This is a genomic window from Streptomyces sp. NPDC014801 (assembly GCF_043082085.1).
GTDB lineage: Bacteria > Actinomycetota > Actinomycetes > Streptomycetales > Streptomycetaceae > Streptomyces.
Window position 1 is genome coordinate 289,135 of sequence record NZ_JBIBXG010000012.1, and the last position, 17,463, is coordinate 306,597.

General features: G+C 73.3%; 13 protein-coding genes. 7 read left to right on the top strand and 6 right to left on the bottom strand.

Translation table 11 applies throughout. The features are described from left to right. Nucleotides 1–109: 109 nt before the first annotated feature. Nucleotides 110–1,417 (top strand): ABC transporter substrate-binding protein, encoded by a 1,308-nt coding sequence (locus tag ACF1AL_RS29110; protein WP_366835521.1) that lies wholly within the window; start codon nucleotides 110–112, stop codon nucleotides 1,415–1,417. A gap of 38 nt (nucleotides 1,418–1,455) precedes the next feature. Here ACF1AL_RS29110 and ACF1AL_RS29115 read toward each other — a convergent pair whose 3' ends face one another. Continuing rightward, nucleotides 1,456–2,442: a hypothetical protein gene (locus ACF1AL_RS29115; RefSeq protein WP_391828081.1), complete on the bottom strand. Its 987-nt coding sequence runs from the start codon at nucleotides 2,440–2,442 to the stop codon at nucleotides 1,456–1,458. 1,317 nt (nucleotides 2,443–3,759) lie between these two features. Then, nucleotides 3,760–5,145: a transcriptional regulator gene (locus ACF1AL_RS29120; protein ID WP_391660202.1), complete on the bottom strand. Its 1,386-nt coding sequence runs from the start codon at nucleotides 5,143–5,145 to the stop codon at nucleotides 3,760–3,762. A gap of 328 nt (nucleotides 5,146–5,473) precedes the next feature. On the opposite strand from ACF1AL_RS29120, the gene ACF1AL_RS29125 reads away from it, so the two are divergent. From ACF1AL_RS29125 to ACF1AL_RS29135, 3 genes are read left to right on the top strand one after another with little or no spacing between them, the layout of a single operon-like run. Further along, nucleotides 5,474–6,127, top strand: coding sequence for a bifunctional DNA primase/polymerase (locus ACF1AL_RS29125; RefSeq protein ID WP_391780725.1), 654 nt, complete (start codon nucleotides 5,474–5,476; stop codon nucleotides 6,125–6,127). Nucleotides 6,128–6,171: 44 nt separating this feature from the next. After that, the gene (locus ACF1AL_RS29130) at nucleotides 6,172–6,963 is read left to right on the top strand and encodes an ABC transporter ATP-binding protein (protein WP_384213867.1); all 792 of its coding nucleotides are present in this window, start codon (nucleotides 6,172–6,174) and stop codon (nucleotides 6,961–6,963) included. Continuing rightward, a complete protein-coding gene (locus ACF1AL_RS29135) occupies nucleotides 6,960–8,549 on the top strand; it encodes a transporter (protein WP_391780727.1) in 1,590 nt (529 codons plus the stop codon). Before ACF1AL_RS29130 ends, ACF1AL_RS29135 begins: the two co-directional genes overlap by 4 nt. Nucleotides 8,550–8,694: 145 nt before the next feature. On the opposite strand, the gene ACF1AL_RS29140 is transcribed toward ACF1AL_RS29135, so the two are convergent. Further along, the gene (locus ACF1AL_RS29140) at nucleotides 8,695–9,561 is read right to left on the bottom strand and encodes an alpha/beta fold hydrolase (RefSeq protein ID WP_391828083.1); all 867 of its coding nucleotides are present in this window, start codon (nucleotides 9,559–9,561) and stop codon (nucleotides 8,695–8,697) included. 624 nt (nucleotides 9,562–10,185) lie between these two features. After that, nucleotides 10,186–10,878 carry a metal-dependent transcriptional regulator gene (locus ACF1AL_RS29145; protein WP_366835514.1) on the bottom strand — a complete coding sequence of 231 codons (693 nt, stop codon included), beginning with the start codon at nucleotides 10,876–10,878 and terminating at the stop codon, nucleotides 10,186–10,188. A gap of 231 nt (nucleotides 10,879–11,109) precedes the next feature. Here ACF1AL_RS29145 and ACF1AL_RS29150 point away from each other — a divergent pair, with 231 nt between their 5' ends. Then, on the top strand, nucleotides 11,110–11,589 hold the full coding sequence (locus ACF1AL_RS29150; RefSeq protein WP_391828085.1) for a GNAT family N-acetyltransferase: 480 nt from the start codon (nucleotides 11,110–11,112) through the stop codon (nucleotides 11,587–11,589). 161 nt (nucleotides 11,590–11,750) lie between these two features. After that, nucleotides 11,751–13,148, top strand: a complete 1,398-nt coding sequence (locus ACF1AL_RS29155) for a PAS domain-containing protein (protein ID WP_384213860.1) — start codon at nucleotides 11,751–11,753, stop codon at nucleotides 13,146–13,148. An 84-nt stretch (nucleotides 13,149–13,232) separates the two neighbouring features. Here the strand turns inward: ACF1AL_RS29155 and ACF1AL_RS29160 are convergent, their stop codons facing one another. Beyond that, nucleotides 13,233–13,985, bottom strand: a complete 753-nt coding sequence (locus ACF1AL_RS29160) for an SIS domain-containing protein (RefSeq protein ID WP_391702694.1) — start codon at nucleotides 13,983–13,985, stop codon at nucleotides 13,233–13,235. A 648-nt stretch (nucleotides 13,986–14,633) separates the two neighbouring features. On the opposite strand from ACF1AL_RS29160, the gene iscB reads away from it, so the two are divergent. Then, nucleotides 14,634–15,986 (top strand): RNA-guided endonuclease IscB, encoded by a 1,353-nt coding sequence (gene iscB, locus ACF1AL_RS29165; protein WP_391828087.1) that lies wholly within the window; start codon nucleotides 14,634–14,636, stop codon nucleotides 15,984–15,986. A 253-nt stretch (nucleotides 15,987–16,239) separates the two neighbouring features. Here iscB and ACF1AL_RS29170 read toward each other — a convergent pair whose 3' ends face one another. Continuing rightward, the gene (locus tag ACF1AL_RS29170) at nucleotides 16,240–17,349 is read right to left on the bottom strand and encodes a citrate synthase 2 (RefSeq protein WP_391660211.1); all 1,110 of its coding nucleotides are present in this window, start codon (nucleotides 17,347–17,349) and stop codon (nucleotides 16,240–16,242) included. Between the last annotated feature and the right edge of the window lie 114 nt (nucleotides 17,350–17,463).

The following is a 17,463-nucleotide window of genomic DNA, read 5'->3' on the forward strand; positions in this document are numbered from 1 at the left end:
GTTCCCTTTCCGGGCCGCCCCTCCGGCCCCCCGCAATTCACCTGCACGTCACCGCCCGTTGACCCTGGGTCACTCCCAGGTTGGTGATGTGACGGAATCGTGTGTGCGCATGACCGGCAGGCGACGCACGAGAAGCACCGTCCTCCCCCTCACCACCCGGCCCCTGACCAGAGCCGCCACCGCGGCGGCGGCCACGGTGGCATGTGCGTCGCTGGTCGCCGGCTGCGGAATCATCCCCGGTGCCACGGGGGGCTCCGGGGGCGATCCCATCACCGTCATGACGTGGGCGCCGATCGACAGCCCGGCGACCAACAAGCCCGGCATACCCGCCTTCGCCCAGGCCTACGCCCGCTGGATCAACGACCACGGCGGCCTGGGCGGGCGCAAGCTGAAGGTGCTGACCTGCGACGACCGCAACGACAGCGTGGGCGCCGCCAAGTGCGCGCGGCGCGCGGTCAACGAGAACGCCGTCGCGGTCGTCGGCTCCTACAGCCAGTACTCTGACTCCTACTTCCCGCCGCTGGAGAGCGCCGGCATCCCCTACATCGGCGGCTACGGCGTCACCACCGCCGAGTTCACCAGCCCGCTGTCCTACCCGGTCAACGGCGGCCAGCCGGTGCTGCTCGCGGGCCTCGGCCGGGAACTCGCCGCCCGCTGCGGCCGCGTCGCCCTCGTCCGGCCCGACTCCATCGTCGGCGACGAACAGCCCTCGCTGCTGAACGCCGGGCTGAAGGCGGGCGGCCACCCGGACGCCACCGACCTGCTGGCCGCCGAGGACGCCACCGAGTACGAGACGCCCTCGCGCCGGGCCCTGGAGCAGAGCGCCCGCGGCTCCGGGAAGAAGGGGTGCGTGGTGCCCGCCCTCGGCGAGCGCACCGGCACGTTCATGGACTCCTTCCGGCGCGCCCGCGACTCCTACCCCGAGGTGGCCGCGGCCACCGTGATGGGCAGCGTCGACCAGACCGCCGTCGACGCCTCCGGCGGCCAGTCCGGGCCGTACGAGGGGGCGTACATCACCGGCTGGTACCCGGTGGCCACCGACCCGCGCTGGGACGGCATGAAGCAGGTGATCAGCCAGCAGGCCTTCACCGACAACCGCATCGACCCGGCGGACGCCGGGGTGCAGACCACGTGGATCGCCTACACCGTCTTCCGCAAGGTCGTGGAGTCCCTCGGCGGCGGCGAGGTGACCCGCGACAGCGTCCGGCACGCCCTCGACGACGGCCTGTCCGTCGGCACGGGCGGGCTCACCCCGACCCTGCGCTGGGCCTTCGAGGGCAAGCTCGCCCCCGTCGGCTTCCCGCGCCTGGTCAACACCGACGTGACCCTCCAGGTCGTCCGCTCCGGCCGGCTCGTCGCCGCCCGCAAGGGCTTCGTCGACGTCACCGACACCCTGAAGAACGCCGATCTGAACTGAACCCGGCGCCCCAGGGCCTGAAGGCCCCGGGGCACGGGTCACAGCTGCCCGGCCTGCCGCTGGGTGAGCCCGTACCGCTGCGCGATCGCGTTCCACAGCTGGGCGGCCTTCTGCTTCTGCGCGCTGGCCGTGCCGCTCGCCCGGTTGCCGGCCTGCGTCTGCCCGGTCCCGGACGCCTTGCCCTTCTTGCACAGCTTCTTGTTGCCGGCGACCTGGTCCGCCCACGCCGCGTAGTGGCCGTCGGCCGACGCGGACGCCTGCCAGGCGCTCTTCAGCGCGCCGGTCAGGGCGTCGTGGTCGGGCAACTGGTCCACCGCGAGCGCGTCCAGCCGGGTCACCAGGGCGGTGCGCTGCTGGGCCGCATCGCGCAGGTTCTTCGCCGCCGGGCCGAGGTTGCGGCAGCCCTTGATGTCCGCGACCGCCGCGATCACCGCGGCCCGGCTGTTGCCGCTGTCGGCGAGCAGCTGGTCCAGCGCCACCGCCTGCTGCCTGGCCGGATCGGCGGACGGGGAGGCGGACTGCGCGGTCGGCGGGGCCGTCGCGGACACGTTCGCCGGGGCGTCGGCCTTGGTGTCGTCGGAGCCGCCGGTGGAGCCGAGCAGCGCGCCCGCGCCGATGCCGACGACGGCGATGACGACACCGACCGCCGCGAACAGCGGCACCCGCGAACCGGTGCGGCGCCCGCCGCCGCGGCCGTCGTCCTCCCGGTCGCCGCGCCGGCCCCCGGCGGGCGGGACGTACCCGGGCTGCGGTGCGCCGGACCGGTCCGGGCCCACCTGCGGCAGCTGCTGCGTGGCCCCCGCGGGGGCGGCGGCCGGCTCGTCGCGGAACAGGCCCGCGAACTCCGCCGGCGGCTGCCGGTCGCCGAACCCCGGCTGCGCGCCGGGTTGCGCCGGGACCGGCTGGATGTACTGGGTGGCCTGCGCGTCGGGGTCGGCGGCGGGCGGCATCGCTCCACCGCCCGGCCGCTGCGGGGCGCGGCCGAGGAACTGGGTGGCCTCCCCCGAGGACGCCTCGGGCGGCAACGCCCCCGGCGCGACGGGCGGAATGTACCGCGTCGCGGCTTCGTCCCCGCCCTGCCCGGGCCGCCCGGCCTGGCCGGTCTGGCCGGATATAGGGGGTATGTACTGCGTCGCCGCGTCACCGCCGGCCTGCGCGGCGACGGGCGGCAGGTACTGGGTGGCCCCGTCGTCGGCGGAAGCGCCTACGGGAGGGAGCGGGGCGCCGTGCGCGGGAGCGGAGTGGGACGGGGCCGCGTGGTTCGGGGCGCCGTGCGCCGGGGCCGCGTGGTTCGGGGCGCCGTGCGCCGGGCCTCCGTGTCCCGCGCCTCCGTGCCCCTGTCCTCCGTGCGTCGGGGCCGGGGTGCCCGCCGGGGGAAGCGGCGCGCCGTAGGACGGGGCGCCGGTGGGCGGCAGGGCACCGCCCTGGCCGGGAGCCGGGGCTCCGGCGGGCGGGAGCGGGCCGGGACCGGTCCCGTGCCCGGTCGGCGCGGCGGATCCGTAGCCGCCCGCACCGGCCCCGGTCGGCTGCGGCAGCGGCCCCGGGCCGGACGGGTGACCGCCCAAAGCGCCGGGCCCGTAGCCGTGCGCACCGCCACCGGCCGGCGGGAGCGGGCCGGGACCGGCCGTGTGCCCCGTGGGGGCACCGGGGGTCGCGGAGCCGTAACCGCCCGCGCCGCCGTCCGTCTGCGGAAGCGGACCGGCTCCGGGCTGCTGTCCGGCGTGTCCGGCGCCGGCGGCGGGACCGTAGCCGCCGGAATGCGTCTGCGGGGCGCCGTAGGCGTCGTGCGGGGCGGGTGTCCCGCCGTACGGCTGCGGGGTCCCCTCCGCGGGCAGCGGGCCCGCGCCGGACTGACCGGCCGCCGGGGGCCACTGCCCGCCGCCGGACCACTGCTGCCCCTGGGGCGCGCCGCCGGGCTGCTGCCCGGGGCCCCAGGCACCGCCCCACGCCTGCCCCTCCGCCGGCGCCGCGGCACCGGGCGTGCCGTACTGCGGCGTACCGGGCTGCTGACCGTGGTGGGCGCCGGGCTGCGGGCCCCCGCCGTACGGTCCCCCAGTGTACGGGCCCTGCGCGGGGCCGCCCGGCAGTACGGGATCGCCGCCGTCGGAGGGCAGCACGATGCCTTCGCGCGCGGGCTGCGCCGAGGGCTCCTCGCCCTGTCCACTCTGCGTCACCGGGACTCCTACGAATGGGGGACCTTGGTCAATCGTCGGCTCACGCTACCGGGTCCCCGGATGCCCATGCCACGCAGCTGAGGACGGCACCTCCTTCCCTGTGACGGCAGTAACAAACCCGCGCACCGGCACGCTGTACAAGGTCCCCCACGCCCGGACCCGTCCCGTTCACGCCGCGGTCTGCAGCTCCAGGCGCGCCCCGAACTCCCGTACCACCGACTCCTCCCGGTAGGGCTCCAGCCGCTGCTGGAAGTCCTCCAGATACTCCGCGCCCCGGTTGGAGCGCAGCGATTCCAGCAGCTCGACGGCCTTCAGCCCGGTGCTGCAGGCCAGTTCGATCTCCCTCTGCTGCACCTGCGCCGTGGCGAGCAGCACATAGCCGATGGCCCGGCGGCGCGCCCGCGACTCGGGATGCCCGGCCAGCGACTGCTCGGCGTACCGCGCGGCCGCGTCCGCCTGCCCCAGGTCGCGGTGGCAGTGCGCCAACTCGTCGGCGAGATAGGCCTCGTCGAAGTGCGCGATCCACGCGGGGTCGTCGCCGGAGGCGGCGTCGGCCGACTCCATGGCGCTCACCGCGCGCCCGCTCGCCGCGTGCGCGGCGCGCACATCGCCCATCAGCGCGTGCCCGCGCGCCTCCGCCGCGAAGAACATCGCCTCCGCGCGCGGGGTGACCCGCCCGCGCGCCCCCTCCTGCGCGGCCCGCGCCAACTGCGCGATCTCGCGCGGGTTTCCGAGCTGCGCGGCCAGGTGACTCATGGAGGCGGCGAGCACGTATCCGCCGTAGCCGCGGTCGCCGGCCGCCTGCGCGAGGCGCAGCGCCTGGATGTAGTACCGCTGGGCGAGGCCGGGTTGGCCGGTGTCGACGGCCATGTACCCGGCGAGTTCGGTCAGGCGGGCCACGGCCGCGAACAGTTCCCGGCCCACCGCCTCCCGGTAGGAGCCCGCGAGCAGCCCGGAGACGACGCTGTTGAGGTAGTGCACCACCACCGGCCGCACATGCCCGCTGCCGTACTGGTGGTCGAGGCCCACCAGCGCCTGCGTCATCGCGCGCACGGCGGCCACGTCGGACAGGCCCACCCGCGGGCCCGCCTGCCGCGCCACCTGCGCGTCGGGCGCGGAGATCAGCCAGTCGCGGCTGGGCTCGACCAGCGCCGAGGCGGCGACGGACGAGCCCGACAGGAAGTCGCGGCGCCCCACGTCGCTGCGCCACAGCTCGCAGACCTGCTCGATGGCCCCCAGTACCGTCGGCGAGAACTGGAGACCGACGCCGGACGCGAGGTTCTTGCCGTTGGCCATGCCGATCTCGTCGATCGTGACCGTGCGGCCCAGCTTGCGTCCCAGCGCCTCCGCGATGATCGCCGGCGCCCGCCCCCGCGGCTGCTGCCCGCGCAGCCAGCGCGCCACCGACGTCTTGTCGTAGCGCAGATCGAGTCCGTGCTCGGCGCCGCACATGTTGACCCGGCGGGCGAGCCCGGCGTTCGAGCATCCCGCTTCCTGGATGAGCGCCTGCAGCCGTTCGTTCGGCTGCCGCGCGACAAGCGGCCTTGCGGCCATTGGCACTACCCCCTGTGGCTGCGGTGCCTGCCCGTGCACCGAGTTGTCGTGTCTTCCATGGCCCTCTCCACGCGTCGAGCGAGTCGCCGGGCGGCGTGCGGATCCGGCCGTGAAGATCAATGCCCAGCGGACATACCGAAAATGCGAGGCATGGGCGGATTGCCGGGGTAACGGCGGATGCCGCCCCCACGTGGCTACCCGCTCACTCCGTCGAACCTTCCGCGCGCCCCCACCTGTGCACCCATGCGCCCCGCGCGCCGAATCGATGCTCCTCCCCAGCGCGCGATACAGCCCGTAACCGGAGGTGGGTGCGGGAGTTGAGTTCCACGTGGAAGAGACGATCCCGGGCACCGAAGCCGCGCAGATTCCCAAGCAGCGCGGGGACTCCCTGCTGGAAGCCGCAGTTCGCTACGCCGAGGAGCGCCACTGGGACGTGTTCCCCGGCACCTGGCTGGAAGCCGTCGACGGGGTGCAGGTCTGCTCCTGCGGCGACCCGGCGTGCGCCGTACCCGGCGCGCACCCGGCGCGCGAGGACTGGGCGACGCAGGCGACGGGCAGTGCCACGGTCGCCCGCCGGATGTGGCAGAAGCAGCCGGCGGCGTCCATTCTGCTGCCGACGGGCCGCACCTTCGACGCGCTGTCCGTCCCGGAGACCGCCGGGTTCCTGGCGCTGGCCCGGATGGAGCGCATGGAGCTCACGCTCGGGCCGGTGACCCTCAGCCCCAACCGGCGGATGCACTTCTTCGTACTGCCGGGCGCGGTGGCGAAACTTCCCGACCTGGTGCGCAAGCTCGGCTGGTCGGTGGCCTCGCTGGACCTGGTCGCGCTCGGCGAGGGGTCGTACGTCGCCGCGCCGCCGACCCGGTTCGGATCGCGCGGTGCCGTGCAGTGGGCGCGCCGCCCGACGCCCGCGAACCGGTGGCTGCCGGACGCGGAGGAGCTGGTGTCGCCGCTGGCCTACGCGTGCGGGCGGGACCGCTGAACGCCGGCTGACCCGACCGGTCGTCCCCCACCGTAGGCTTCCCGGTGACGGAGGGAGACGCGGTGGGTGTCAGTGCCGTACGGGTGCAAGGGCTGTGGAAGCGGTTCGGGCAGCAGGTCGCCGTGGCCGGGATCGATCTGGACCTGCCCGCCGGGCGGTTCATCGGGCTCGTCGGGCCGAACGGGGCGGGCAAGACCACCACGCTGTCCATGGTGACCGGGCTGCTGCGCCCCGACCAGGGCACCGTCGAGGTCGTCGGCCACGACGTGTGGCGCGACCCGGTCGAGGTGAAGGCGCGGATCGGGGTGCTGCCCGAGGGGCTGAGGCTCTTCGAGCGGCTGTCGGGGCGGGAGTTGCTGGCGTACACGGGCAGGCTGCGCGGCCTGCCCGGCGCCGAGGTCGACAAGCGGGCCGGCCAGCTGCTGGACGTCCTGGACCTGGCGGGCAGTCAGCACAAGCTGGTCGTCGACTACTCGACCGGCATGCGCAAGAAGATCGGGCTCGCTGCCGCGCTGCTGCACAACCCCGAAGTCCTTTTCCTGGACGAGCCGTTCGAGGGCGTCGACCCGGTGTCCGCGCAGACCATCCGGGGCGTCCTGGAGCGCTACACCGCCTCCGGCGCCACCGTCGTCTTCTCCTCCCACGTCATGGAACTCGTGGAGTCGCTGTGCGACTGGGTGGCCGTGATGGCCGCCGGCCGCATCCGCGCCCAGGGCACCCTCGCCGAGGTGCGCGGTACGGCACCGACCCTGCACCAGGCGTTCCTGGACCTGGTCGGCGCGAGCGGCCGGGACGCCGGCACCGACCTCGACTGGCTGGGCGGCGGCAGCCGATGACCGACGTGACCGCCACCGTCGTACGGCTGAAGCTGTCGCTGCTGCGCAACGGGCTGCGGCAGTCCGGGGGGCGGCGGGCCGCCTACATCGCCTCGGCCGTCCTCGTGCTGCTGTTCGCGGCGCTGCAACTGCTCGGATTGATCGCGTTGCGCGGGCACGCGCACGCCGTGTCCCTGGTGGTGCTGCTGATCGCCGTCCTGGGGCTGGGCTGGGCGGTGATGCCGCTGTTCTTCCCCAGCGGCGACGAGACGCTGGACCCCTCCCGGCTGGTGATGCTGCCGCTGCGGCCCCGGCCGCTGGTGCGGGCGCTGCTCGCCGCCTCGCTGGTCGGCATCGGGCCGCTGTTCACGCTGCTGCTGCTCCTCGGGTCGGTGATCGCGCTGGCGCACGGGCCGGCCGCCGTCGCGGTCGGGGTCGTCGGCGTCGTGCTCGCGCTGCTGGTGTGCGTGGCGCTGGCACGGGCCGTCGCCGCCGCCAACGTCCGGCTGCTGACCAGCCGCAAGGGCCGCGATCTGGCGGTGCTGAGCGGCCTGGTGATCGCCGTGGGCGCGCAGGTGGTCAACTTCGGTGCGCAGCGGCTGGGCACGGCCGGGCTCGGGCAGCTCGACCCGGTGGCCGACGTGGTGCGCTGGCTGCCGCCGGCGTCCGCGATCGGCGCGGTGGACTCCGTCAGCACGGGCGCGTACGGCCTCGCGGCCGGGCAGCTGCTCGTCAGCGCGGGCGCGCCGGCGGCCCTCATCGCCGTCTGGGCGCGCACCCTGACCAAGGTGATGACCGCGCCCGACGCCTCCACCCTGCAGGCCGCCGAGCCGTCCGGCCGCGCCCGCGGCTCCTCCCGGGGGCTCGCGCGGCTGCTGCCCGCCGGGCGCACCGGCACCGTCATGGAGCGCAGCCTGCGCTACATCTGGCGCGACCCGAAGACCAAGGCGGCCTGGGTGACCTCGCTGGCGATCGGGCTGATCGTGCCGGTGTTCAACGCCGTGCAGGGCACCGGCTCGATCTACTTCGCCTGCTTCGCCGCGGGCATGCTCGGCATCCAGATGTACAACCAGTTCGGGCAGGACACCTCCGCGTTCTGGATGGTCGCGATGACCATCTCCTCCCCGCGCGACGCCTACGTCGAGCTGCGCGGCCGGGCCCTGGCACTGCTGGTGGTGACCCTGCCGTACGCCACGCTGGTGACCGTGGTGACGACGGCCCTGCTCGGCGACTGGCCGCGGCTGCCCGAGGTGCTGGGCCTGTCGCTGGCGCTGCTCGGCGCGATGCTCGCCACGGGCGCGTGGACGTCGGCCCGCTTCCCCTACTCCATCCCGCAGGAGGGCCACAAGAACGTCGTCCCGGGCCAGGCCGGACTGGCCTGGATCGCGATCTTCGGCGGCATGGTCTCCGCCGCGCTGCTGTGCGCCCCGGTCATCGCGGCGGTGATCTGGCTGAACATCACCGGCGAGGCCACCGCGTACGGCTGGCTGCTGCTGCCGGCGGGCATCGTGTACGGCACCGCGATCACCGCCCTGGGCCTGCGCCTGGCCGCCCCGAGAACGGCGGCCCACCTGCCGGAGATCCTGACGGCGGTGAGCAAGGGCTGACGGCACGCGGAAGCCCGGGGCAGCGCACCCCACCAGGGGCGCGGGGCAGCGCACCCCACCAGGGGCGCGGGAAACCGCACGGCCGGCCCCCACCCCCACGGGGGGCAGCCGCCGACCTGTCCGGCCATCCCCTCGGCGGGCGCTCCTACACGCCCAGCACCGAGTCGACGAACGGCTCCACCGCCGCCCGCCAGGCCTCCGGCCGGTCGTAGTGCACCAGGTGACCCGCGTCGGCGACCTCGGCGTACTGGCCGCGGGGCAGCACCCGGACCATCTCCTGTGCCTCGGCCCGGCCCAGCTCCCCGTCCAGGCCGCGCAGCACCAGCGTGGGGCAGCGCACCTGCGCCAGCTCCTCCCAGTGCGCGTCGTACACCCAGGTCTCGCGGGAGCGGAGCATCTGCTGCGGGTCGAAGACGGGGCGCCAGCCGTCGGGGGACTCGTGCATGACCTCGGCGTAGAACGCGCCGCGCGCCGGGCTGGGGCGCTCCACCCAGGGGTCGTCCTCGCCGAACCACTTGCGGACGTCGGCGAGCGTGGCGAAGGGCAGCGGCCAGGAGCGGAACCAGTCTGCCCACTCGCGCTGCGAGGCCGCGCCCAGCGCGGAGGCCCGCATGTCGCAGATGACCAGACCGCTGACCAGGTCCGGGCGTTTGGCGGCGAGCTGCCAGCCGGTCAGCGCGCCCATCGCGTGGCCGACCACGACGGCGGGACCGAGGCCCAGCTGCTCCAGCGCGGCCTCGGCGTCCTCGACGTAGGCCTCGCGGGTGTAGGCGGCCTGCGGGGGCTTCTCGCTCTGGCCGTGGCCGCGCTGGTCGAGGGCGACGGCGCGGCGCCGCTCGGACAGCCAGCGGGCGGTGGACGCCCAGTGCGAGGCACGGCCCATCAGACCGTGCAGTAAGAGCACACCGGGCGCGGGCACCGGTGCGTTCGGGTCGTCCTTGGGAGGATCGCCGAACTCCCAGGCCGCGAGGCGTACGCCGCCCGCGCCGGTCACGTCGATACGCCGCGCCATTGGATCTGGCACCCCCCAAGCTCCGCGCTGTCGGTTCCGTGGTGCACGTGCCGTGTGTTGCGCCCCGGTCACCCGCAGACTATCGAATGGGCATTCGAAAATAGTCGTGTCGCCGGGCAACACCCCTCGTTCGAGTGACCTCGCTCAAGGAATGATCGCCGCCGCCGAGGGGAGATCTTCAACGGGAGGCGGACCGCTCGGGGAAAACGGTCCGAGGGGGACGACCCTGAGAGCTCGGGGCTCCGGGTCGGAACAGGGGAGGACAGGCCCCGGCGCCTCAGGGCGCCGGGGCCCTCCTGCTGTCTGCGGCGCATCCTTCGCCCCCTCGACTGCGGTCCTCGCGACAGCCTCGCACGCGACGGCTGCGCGGCGCTGCGATTCCGGCACAGTGAAACCCGCCGCCGGGAAGCCCCCGGCGACGACTGGGCGGACACCGGGGAAACGGAAGCGGAAGCCCTGCCTCGCGGGCCACTCCCGCCCCGTGGACCGCTCGCTTGCGGGCGCTCCGGCCGCCCTTGGAGGTCGGCGCCCCTCGCGGTCAGCGCTCGGCGACCGGTCAGTGCTCGGCGACAGTCAGTTCTCGGCGGCGGTCAGCGCTCGGCGACGGTCAGCGCTTGGCGACGGTCAGCGCTTGGCGACGAACACGTGCGAGGCCACGTCGGCCGCCAGCTCGGCCGCCTCGCCGCCGCTGCCCACCAGCACCCCGCCGGCCGACTCCGTCACGCTCACCACCGAACCGGGCTGCACACCCGCGCGGCGCAGCGTGTACATCAGCTGCGCGTCCGTCTGGATCGGCTCACCGATACGGCGCACGACCACCGTCTTGCCCTCCGCACCCGGGTCCAGGTCCGCCAGCGACACCATGCCCTCGTCCAGGAACGGGTCCGCGCCGTCCTTCTCGCCCAGCTCCTCGAGCCCCGGGATCGGGTTGCCGTACGGCGACTCGGTCGGGTGCCGCAGCAGCTCCAGCACCCGGCGCTCCACGGCCTCGCTCATCACGTGCTCCCAGCGGCACGCCTCGGCGTGGACCTGCTCCCACTCCAGACCGATCACGTCCACCAGCAGACACTCGGCCAGACGGTGCTTGCGCATCACGCGCGTCGCCAGCCGCCGGCCCTCGTCGGTGAGCTCCAGATGCCGGTCACTGGCGACGGACACCAGGCCGTCACGCTCCATCCGGGCCACCGTCTGGCTGACCGTCGGCCCGCTCTGGTCGAGCCGCTCGGCGATCCGGGCGCGCATGGGGACCACACCTTCCTCCTCCAGCTCGAGGATGGTGCGGAGATACATCTCCGTGGTGTCGATCAGTCCGGACATACGTGCCCCTCGATGAGATCTGCCGAAGGCTCGACGGCTCTTTCGGCGCGTGCGCTGGCCCTGGTCTCAATTCTGCCGGATCCCACTGACAACCGTGCCGCGCCGCCGAAAGGCCCGGTCCGACGGCACCGCGCCGCGCCGCAGGAAGGCCCGGTCCCGACAGCCGTGCCACGCCCGCTGAGGGCCCGGTATCCGATGGACGTGTCCATGCCCGTCGCCTAGCGTGCCGCCATGACCAGCGACACACGGCACGCGGCACCGCGCACCGCACCCGGCCTGCGCATCGCACCCGTGACCGGCGAGGACATGCTCGAACAATGGCGCCACGTGCACAACGTGATCGTGCCGCCCGCCGCCATGACCGCCGACCAGGCCCGCGAGCGCCGGGACCGCTACCGGCTGGCCAACGCCTACCTCGGCGACGTCCTCGTCGGCTGCTCCACCGTCCGGCCACCGCAGGACGGCACCGCGACCGTCATCGCACGCGTGCTGCCGCCCTACCGCCGCCAGGGCATCGGCACCGCCCTGTACGAGGACGGACTCGCCCACGCGCGCGTGCGGGGCGCCCACGCCGTCGAGACGTGCGTGCTCGCCGCCAACACCGACGGACTGCGGTTCGCCGAGGACCGTGGTTTCGTGGAGACCGACCGTTATGTACTGGACGGCGAGAGCGACCTGTGGATCGACCTGCGCCTGACCACGCTCCCGTAACCTCCGCCTTCCGGCCGTTCTCCGCCGGTTTCCCGCCGTACAACGATTCCTTCAATCTTGGGGGAACCCGGTGTGTGCTGCGTCACGTTCAAGTTGAATGATGGCAAGTGAGCGAACCGTCGCTCGCCACGTGCGGACGCAGCCTGCAGCAGGGGGTCCAGGTGAGTGCTTCCCGGCGTAGTGGGACCACCGACGAGCTGGGGCCCGACGAGCCCGAGCCGCCCGAGCGGGACGGAGCGGACCTGCTCGCCGCCCTCCTCGACGGCATGGACGCGGCCCTGTGCGCCTTCGACGCGCACGGAGTCGTCACACACTGGAACCGCGAAGCCGAACGCATCCTCGGCTGGAGCGCCGCCGAGGCCGTCGGCCGCCAGGGCTTCGCCGGCTGGGCCGTCCGCAGCGCCGACGCCGCCGAGGTCGAAGCCCGGCTGCTCTCCGCGATGAACGCACCCGGCCGGCAGGTGCACGAGTTCGCCCTGCTCACCAAGGACGGCGGCCGCGTTCTCGTGCGCACCCAGTCCGCCGCCGTCCGCGGCCCCGACGGCAAACCCGCCGGCGTCTACTGCGCCTTCAGCGAGGTCCACGCCCAGATCGACCTCGAACGCTCCATCGCCCTCAGCGAAGCCCTCTTCGAGGACGCCTCCTGGGGCGTCGTCCTCGTCGACGCCGACCTGCGCCCCGCCGTCGTCAACGCCCACGCCGCACGCGCACTCGGCACCGGCCGCACCTCCGCCCTCGGACGGCCCCTCGGCGACCTGCTCTCCCAAGGCGTCGAAGAACTCGAAAGCGCCCTCACCCACGTCCTCGCCGAAGGCGCCCCACCCGCCCCCGCCGAGATCTGGGTCGCCGTCCGCACCCCCGAGGGCGACCGGCGACGCTGCTGGCGCAGCGGCTTCGTCCGCCTCGCCAGCCCCCTCGCCGAAGAACCCGTACCGCTCGGCGTCGGCTGGCTCTTCCAGGACGTCACCGAGGCCAAGCAGACCGAACAGGAAGCCTCACTGCTGCGCTTCCGCTCCAACCAGCTGCACCGCGCCGCCCGCGCCGCCGCCGAGTGCGAGGACCCCGCCGAAGCCGCCACCGTCCACCTCGACTTCGCCCTCGCCGGCTTCGCCGACCACGCCCTCATCGACCGCCTCGCCGGCGGCCCCGTCACCGACGCCGAGGCCGGCGAACCGCTCCGGCTGATCCGCGTCGCCGCCACCCCCTCCGGCGCGCCCGGCCCCAGCGGCCTCGACACACCCGCCGGCCTGCCCGTCCGCTACGGCGACGGCCACCCCGCCCTGCAGTGCGCGGAACGCGCCGGATCCGTCCGCGCCACCGCCGGCAACGTCTCCGCCGAACGGGCACGCGCGTGGGCACAGGAACGGCAGTGGCCCGCGGACACCGTGCACGCCCTGTGCGCCGTCCTGCGCAGCCGGGGCCGCACGCTCGGCGTCGTCACCTTCCTGCGCGGCGGCGGCCGCACCACTTTCGAACGCCTCGACACCGCGTACGCCGAGGACGTGGCCGCGCACATCGCGATGGCCCTCGACCTGGCGGAGGCGACGAAGGAGAAGTGACCGGGTGGGCCGGCAGGTGAGCTCGCCGGTGAAGAGAGCCGGAGACGACTCCCGCCGGTGGACGACTCACCGCCGGTGGACGACTCACCGCCGGTAGAAGATCCGCTCCCCGTACTCCTCGAAGACCCGCCCGTTCCACTCGTGGCCGCCGTCCACGTTCCCCGAGCGCAGCAGCGGCGGCTCGACACCGCGCGCGGCGAGCGCACCGGCGGCGGCCGCCATCACCGCCTGCATCAGCGCCGTCGTCACGACCGTCGACGCGGGCGCGAAGGGCGCGGGAACCGTGTCCAGCGTCAACTCCGCGTCCCCGACCGCGATCTTCGAGTCCAGGACCAGATCGCAGTGGTCCTTCAGATACGTCCCCGAGACATGCCGCGACTTCGTCTCCGACGCGTACGCCACCGACGTCACCCCGATGACCTTCACGCCCAGCGCACGGGCGTTCATCGCCATCTCCACGGGCAGCGCGTTGCGCCCCGACAGCGAGATGATCACCAGCGCGTCCCCGGCCCGGACCGGCGAACTGTCCAGCACCGCGCTCGCCAGCCCGTCCACCCGCTCCAGCGCCGACCCCAGCGTCGCCGGCATCACGTCCACCCCGACCACACCGGGCACCGCCAGAAGATTCATCAACGCGAGCCCACCGGCCCGGTAGACGACGTCCTGCGCGGCCAGCGAGGAGTGCCCCGCACCGAACGCGAACAGATTCCCCCCGGCGGCGACGGTGTCGGCGAGCAGCACCCCGGCCGCCTCGATCGACTCGGCCTCCTCGTCCCGCACGCGCTGCAACAGCCCGATCGCGGCGTCGAAGAACTGACCGGCCAACTTGTCGCTCATCCGCGGGGCTCCTTCGCAAACGCGGCTCCATACCGCCGCTCACGGTGCGGTCTGGACCATCCCGGTGTCAATACGCCACCGGGCCCGGGGACGTCTCCCAGTCCCCGGCATCTGCACTGCCGATCGCCGGGAGAGGCGCTCTAGCAGCTCGGTCGACCGGTTGTTCGGGGAACGGGGGCGGTTCGCACGAATTGACGGGTGTCGGGACGTTCGCCGTACGCGCGCGATCCATGCCGCTAGCGTGCGATTCCGACACGAGAAGGGAGGTCACTCGCTCCCCGCCGCAAGGGCGTCGAGTGACCAGCCCCAGTCATCACGATCCCCCGGGATCAGGGAGGTGCCCCGATGACTACGTTTCCTGCAGGCGAGCAGACCCACCAGGCTGTACTTCCTCAGCAGCCTGCTCTGGAATCCGAGAGCGCAGACACCCCCGGGAGCAGGGACGAAACGGCTCACGGACACCCCGCCACCGTGCGGGGCACCGGCAGGGAACATGGGCGAGGGGAGACCGACGGGCGCGGCACCACAGCTCGTCGGCGTCACGCCAAGCACACCGCTCCGGCGGCGCGCGCGGCAGAGAACGGGAGCGGTGACGCTCCCCCGACCACCGCCTCGTACGCCGGTGGTACCGGAGCGAGCAGGGTCTTCGTGCTGGCCAAGGAAGGGCAGCCGCTCATGCCCTGCCACCCGGCCAGGGCCCGGGAACTCCTCCGCAAGGGACGAGCCGTCGTGGCCAGGCACGCGCCGTTCACCATCCGGTTGAAGGACCGCACGCGCGCCCAGTCGGACGTCGACGGAGTCCAATTACGCATCGATCCGGGCTCCAAGGGCACCGGCCTCGCCCTCACCGACGTGAAGGAAGAGTCCGACAGCCACGGTGTCAGCCCCGCACGACGGGGGCTGATCTCCCTGGAACTCCAGCACCGAGGCGACCAGATCCGCACCTGCATGGATCAACGCGCCGGTTACCGCCGCAGGCGCCGGTCGGCCAACCGCCGGTACCGAGCACCCCGCTCGCTCAACCGATCCCACCCGCCGGGATGGCTGCCACCGTCCCTCCGCCACCGTGTCGACACCACGTTCTCCCTCGCCAAGCGGCTGTGCCGGTACGCACCCGTCACCGAGATCCACGTGGAACGCGCGTCTTTCGACACCCACTCCCTGAGCGCGGGCAAACGCCTTACGGGAGCCTCGTACGAACGCGGCACCCTTGCCGGTACCAGCGCCCGCGCCCACCTCCGGTCCCTGTGGAACAGCGCCTGCGCCTACTGCGGCGCCACCGGCGTTCCGCTGAACGTCGAGCACCTCCGCCCCCGCTGCCGCGGAGGATCGAACCGCATCTCCAACCTCGTCCTCGCCTGCGTACCGTGCAACAACGCCAAAGGCAGCATGCCTGTCGAGTCGTTCCTGGCCGATCGACCCACACTCCTCGCCAAGATCCTCCGCCAGGTCACAGCACCCCTCACGGACGCCGCCGTCATGAACACAACCGGCTGGCAGCTCATGAGCGCCCTGGCCGCCCTCGACAGGCCAGTGCTCCCCTGGCCCAGCCGGCTCACGGCAGAGAATCGCAAGGCCATGGGGCTGGCCAAGACCCACACCCTCGACGCCCTGTCGGTGGGACCGCTCGAACACGAGGCCGGCGGCAGAATCGTCCGGCTACCGTCCCACGTGCTCGTCGTCAGAGCCACGGGGCGCGGCTCCTACGCGCGGACGACGCCTGACCGGTACGGCTTCCCGCGCCTCCTGCGCAGCCGCGCCAAGCAGCACTTCGGTTACATCACCGGGGACCTCGTACGAGCCGTCGTACCCACGGGAAAGTGGGCCGGTAGGTGGACCGGCAGGATCTCCGTCCGCGCCAGGGGGCAGCACAGCCTCGGCACTCCGGACGGCCGGTTCAACGTCTCCCACCTGCACCTGAGACTTCTGCAGCGCGGCGACGGATACGGCTACGACACCCGTCCGGAAGGCTCGCGGCGAATCCCGCGAAAAAACGGTTGATGTGCGGGAGAGGGCTTCTTAAGGTGGTGCGCACACTGAAAGGAGGTGATCCGGTACATGTATGAATCCCGGACGCGTGAGGTGGCTGCGGGCTAGCGGTCCGTCACCACATCCAGTGCGGTGCCGGACCCGTGCGTGACAGACGCGTGCAGCCGGCCCAATCCCAAGCAGTCACCCGACCCGCGAGTCGCCGGTACGTCCGGCCGGCTCCTCCTCTGGAGGAACCAGACTCGCGGGTCGTCTGCGTTTCGGGTCAGTGCTGGATGCCGGCGATGTCGTCGTAGCCGGCGATGTCGCGGGGGCTGCGGGGGCCCGGGCCGACGTAGCGGGCGGAGGGGCGGACCAGGCGGCCGGTGCGCTTCTGCTCGAGGATGTGGGCGGACCAGCCGGCGGTGCGGGCGCAGGTGAACATGGACGTGAACATGTGCGCCGGGACCTCGGCGAAGTCGAGGATGATGGCGGCCCAGAACTCGACGTTGGTGGCGAGGACGCGGTCGGGCCGGCGGTTGTGGAGTTCTTCGAGGGCGGCCTTTTCGAGGGCTTCGGCGATTTCGAAGCGAGGGGCGCCGAGTTCGCGCGCGGTGCGGCGCAGCACGCGGGCGCGGGGGTCTTCGGCGCGGTAGACGCGGTGGCCGAAGCCCATGAGGCGTTCGCCGCGGTCGAGGGCGTTCTTGACGTAGGCCTCGGCGTCGCCGGTGCGCTCGATTTCCTCGATCATGCCGAGGACGCGGGAGGGGGCGCCGCCGTGGAGGGGGCCGGACATGGCGCCGACCGCTCCGGAGAGGGCGGCGGCGACGTCGGCGCCGGTGGAGGCGATGACGCGGGCGGTGAAGGTGGAGGCGTTCATGCCGTGTTCGGCGGCGGAAGTCCAGTAGGCGTCGACGGCCTTGACGTGCTTGGGGTCGGGTTCGCCGCGCCAGCGGATCATGAAGCGTTCGACGACGGACTGGGCCTTGTCGATCTCGCGCTGGGGGACCATGGGCAGGCCCTGGCCGCGGGCGGACTGGGCGACGTAGGACAGGGCCATGACGGCGGCGCGGGCGAGGTCTTCGCGGGCCTGTTCGGCGTCGATGTCGAGGAGGGGTTTGAGGCCCCAGACGGGGGCGAGCATGGCGAGTGCGGACTGGACGTCGACGCGGATGTCGCCGGAGTGGACGGGGATGGGGAAGGGTTCGGCGGGCGGCAGGCCGGGGTTGAAGGCGCCGTCGACGAGCAGGCCCCAGACGTTGCCGAAGGAGACGTGGCCGACGAGGTCTTCGATGTCCACGCCGCGGTAGCGGAGGGCGCCGCCTTCCTTGTCCGGTTCGGCGATCTCCGTCTCGAATGCGACGACTCCTTCGAGGCCGGGTACGAAGTCGGACATCAGGCGGCTCCTCGTGGTGGTGTTCGATGGTCACCCTGGTGATGCCCCGTGGGGTCGGCGGTCACCCAACCGGGTTCCGCCACCATATCTCCGAGTGCCACCTTTGGGGAGGTC

What these genes read in the sequence shown, in the direction of transcription:
- ACF1AL_RS29120 (WP_391660202.1), bottom strand. Translation starts at nt 5,145, where the DNA reads ATGGCCGCAAGGCCGCTTGTCGCGCGGCAGCCGAACGAACGGCTGCAG.
- ACF1AL_RS29135 (WP_391780727.1), top strand. Translation starts at nt 6,960, where the DNA reads ATGACCGACGTGACCGCCACCGTCGTACGGCTGAAGCTGTCGCTGCTG.
- ACF1AL_RS29150 (WP_391828085.1), top strand. Translation starts at nt 11,110, where the DNA reads ATGACCAGCGACACACGGCACGCGGCACCGCGCACCGCACCCGGCCTG.
- ACF1AL_RS29140 (WP_391828083.1), bottom strand. Translation starts at nt 9,561, where the DNA reads ATGGCGCGGCGTATCGACGTGACCGGCGCGGGCGGCGTACGCCTCGCG.
- ACF1AL_RS29170 (WP_391660211.1), bottom strand. Translation starts at nt 17,349, where the DNA reads ATGTCCGACTTCGTACCCGGCCTCGAAGGAGTCGTCGCATTCGAGACG.
- ACF1AL_RS29145 (WP_366835514.1), bottom strand. Translation starts at nt 10,878, where the DNA reads ATGTCCGGACTGATCGACACCACGGAGATGTATCTCCGCACCATCCTC.
- ACF1AL_RS29160 (WP_391702694.1), bottom strand. Translation starts at nt 13,985, where the DNA reads ATGAGCGACAAGTTGGCCGGTCAGTTCTTCGACGCCGCGATCGGGCTG.
- ACF1AL_RS29110 (WP_366835521.1), top strand. Translation starts at nt 110, where the DNA reads ATGACCGGCAGGCGACGCACGAGAAGCACCGTCCTCCCCCTCACCACC.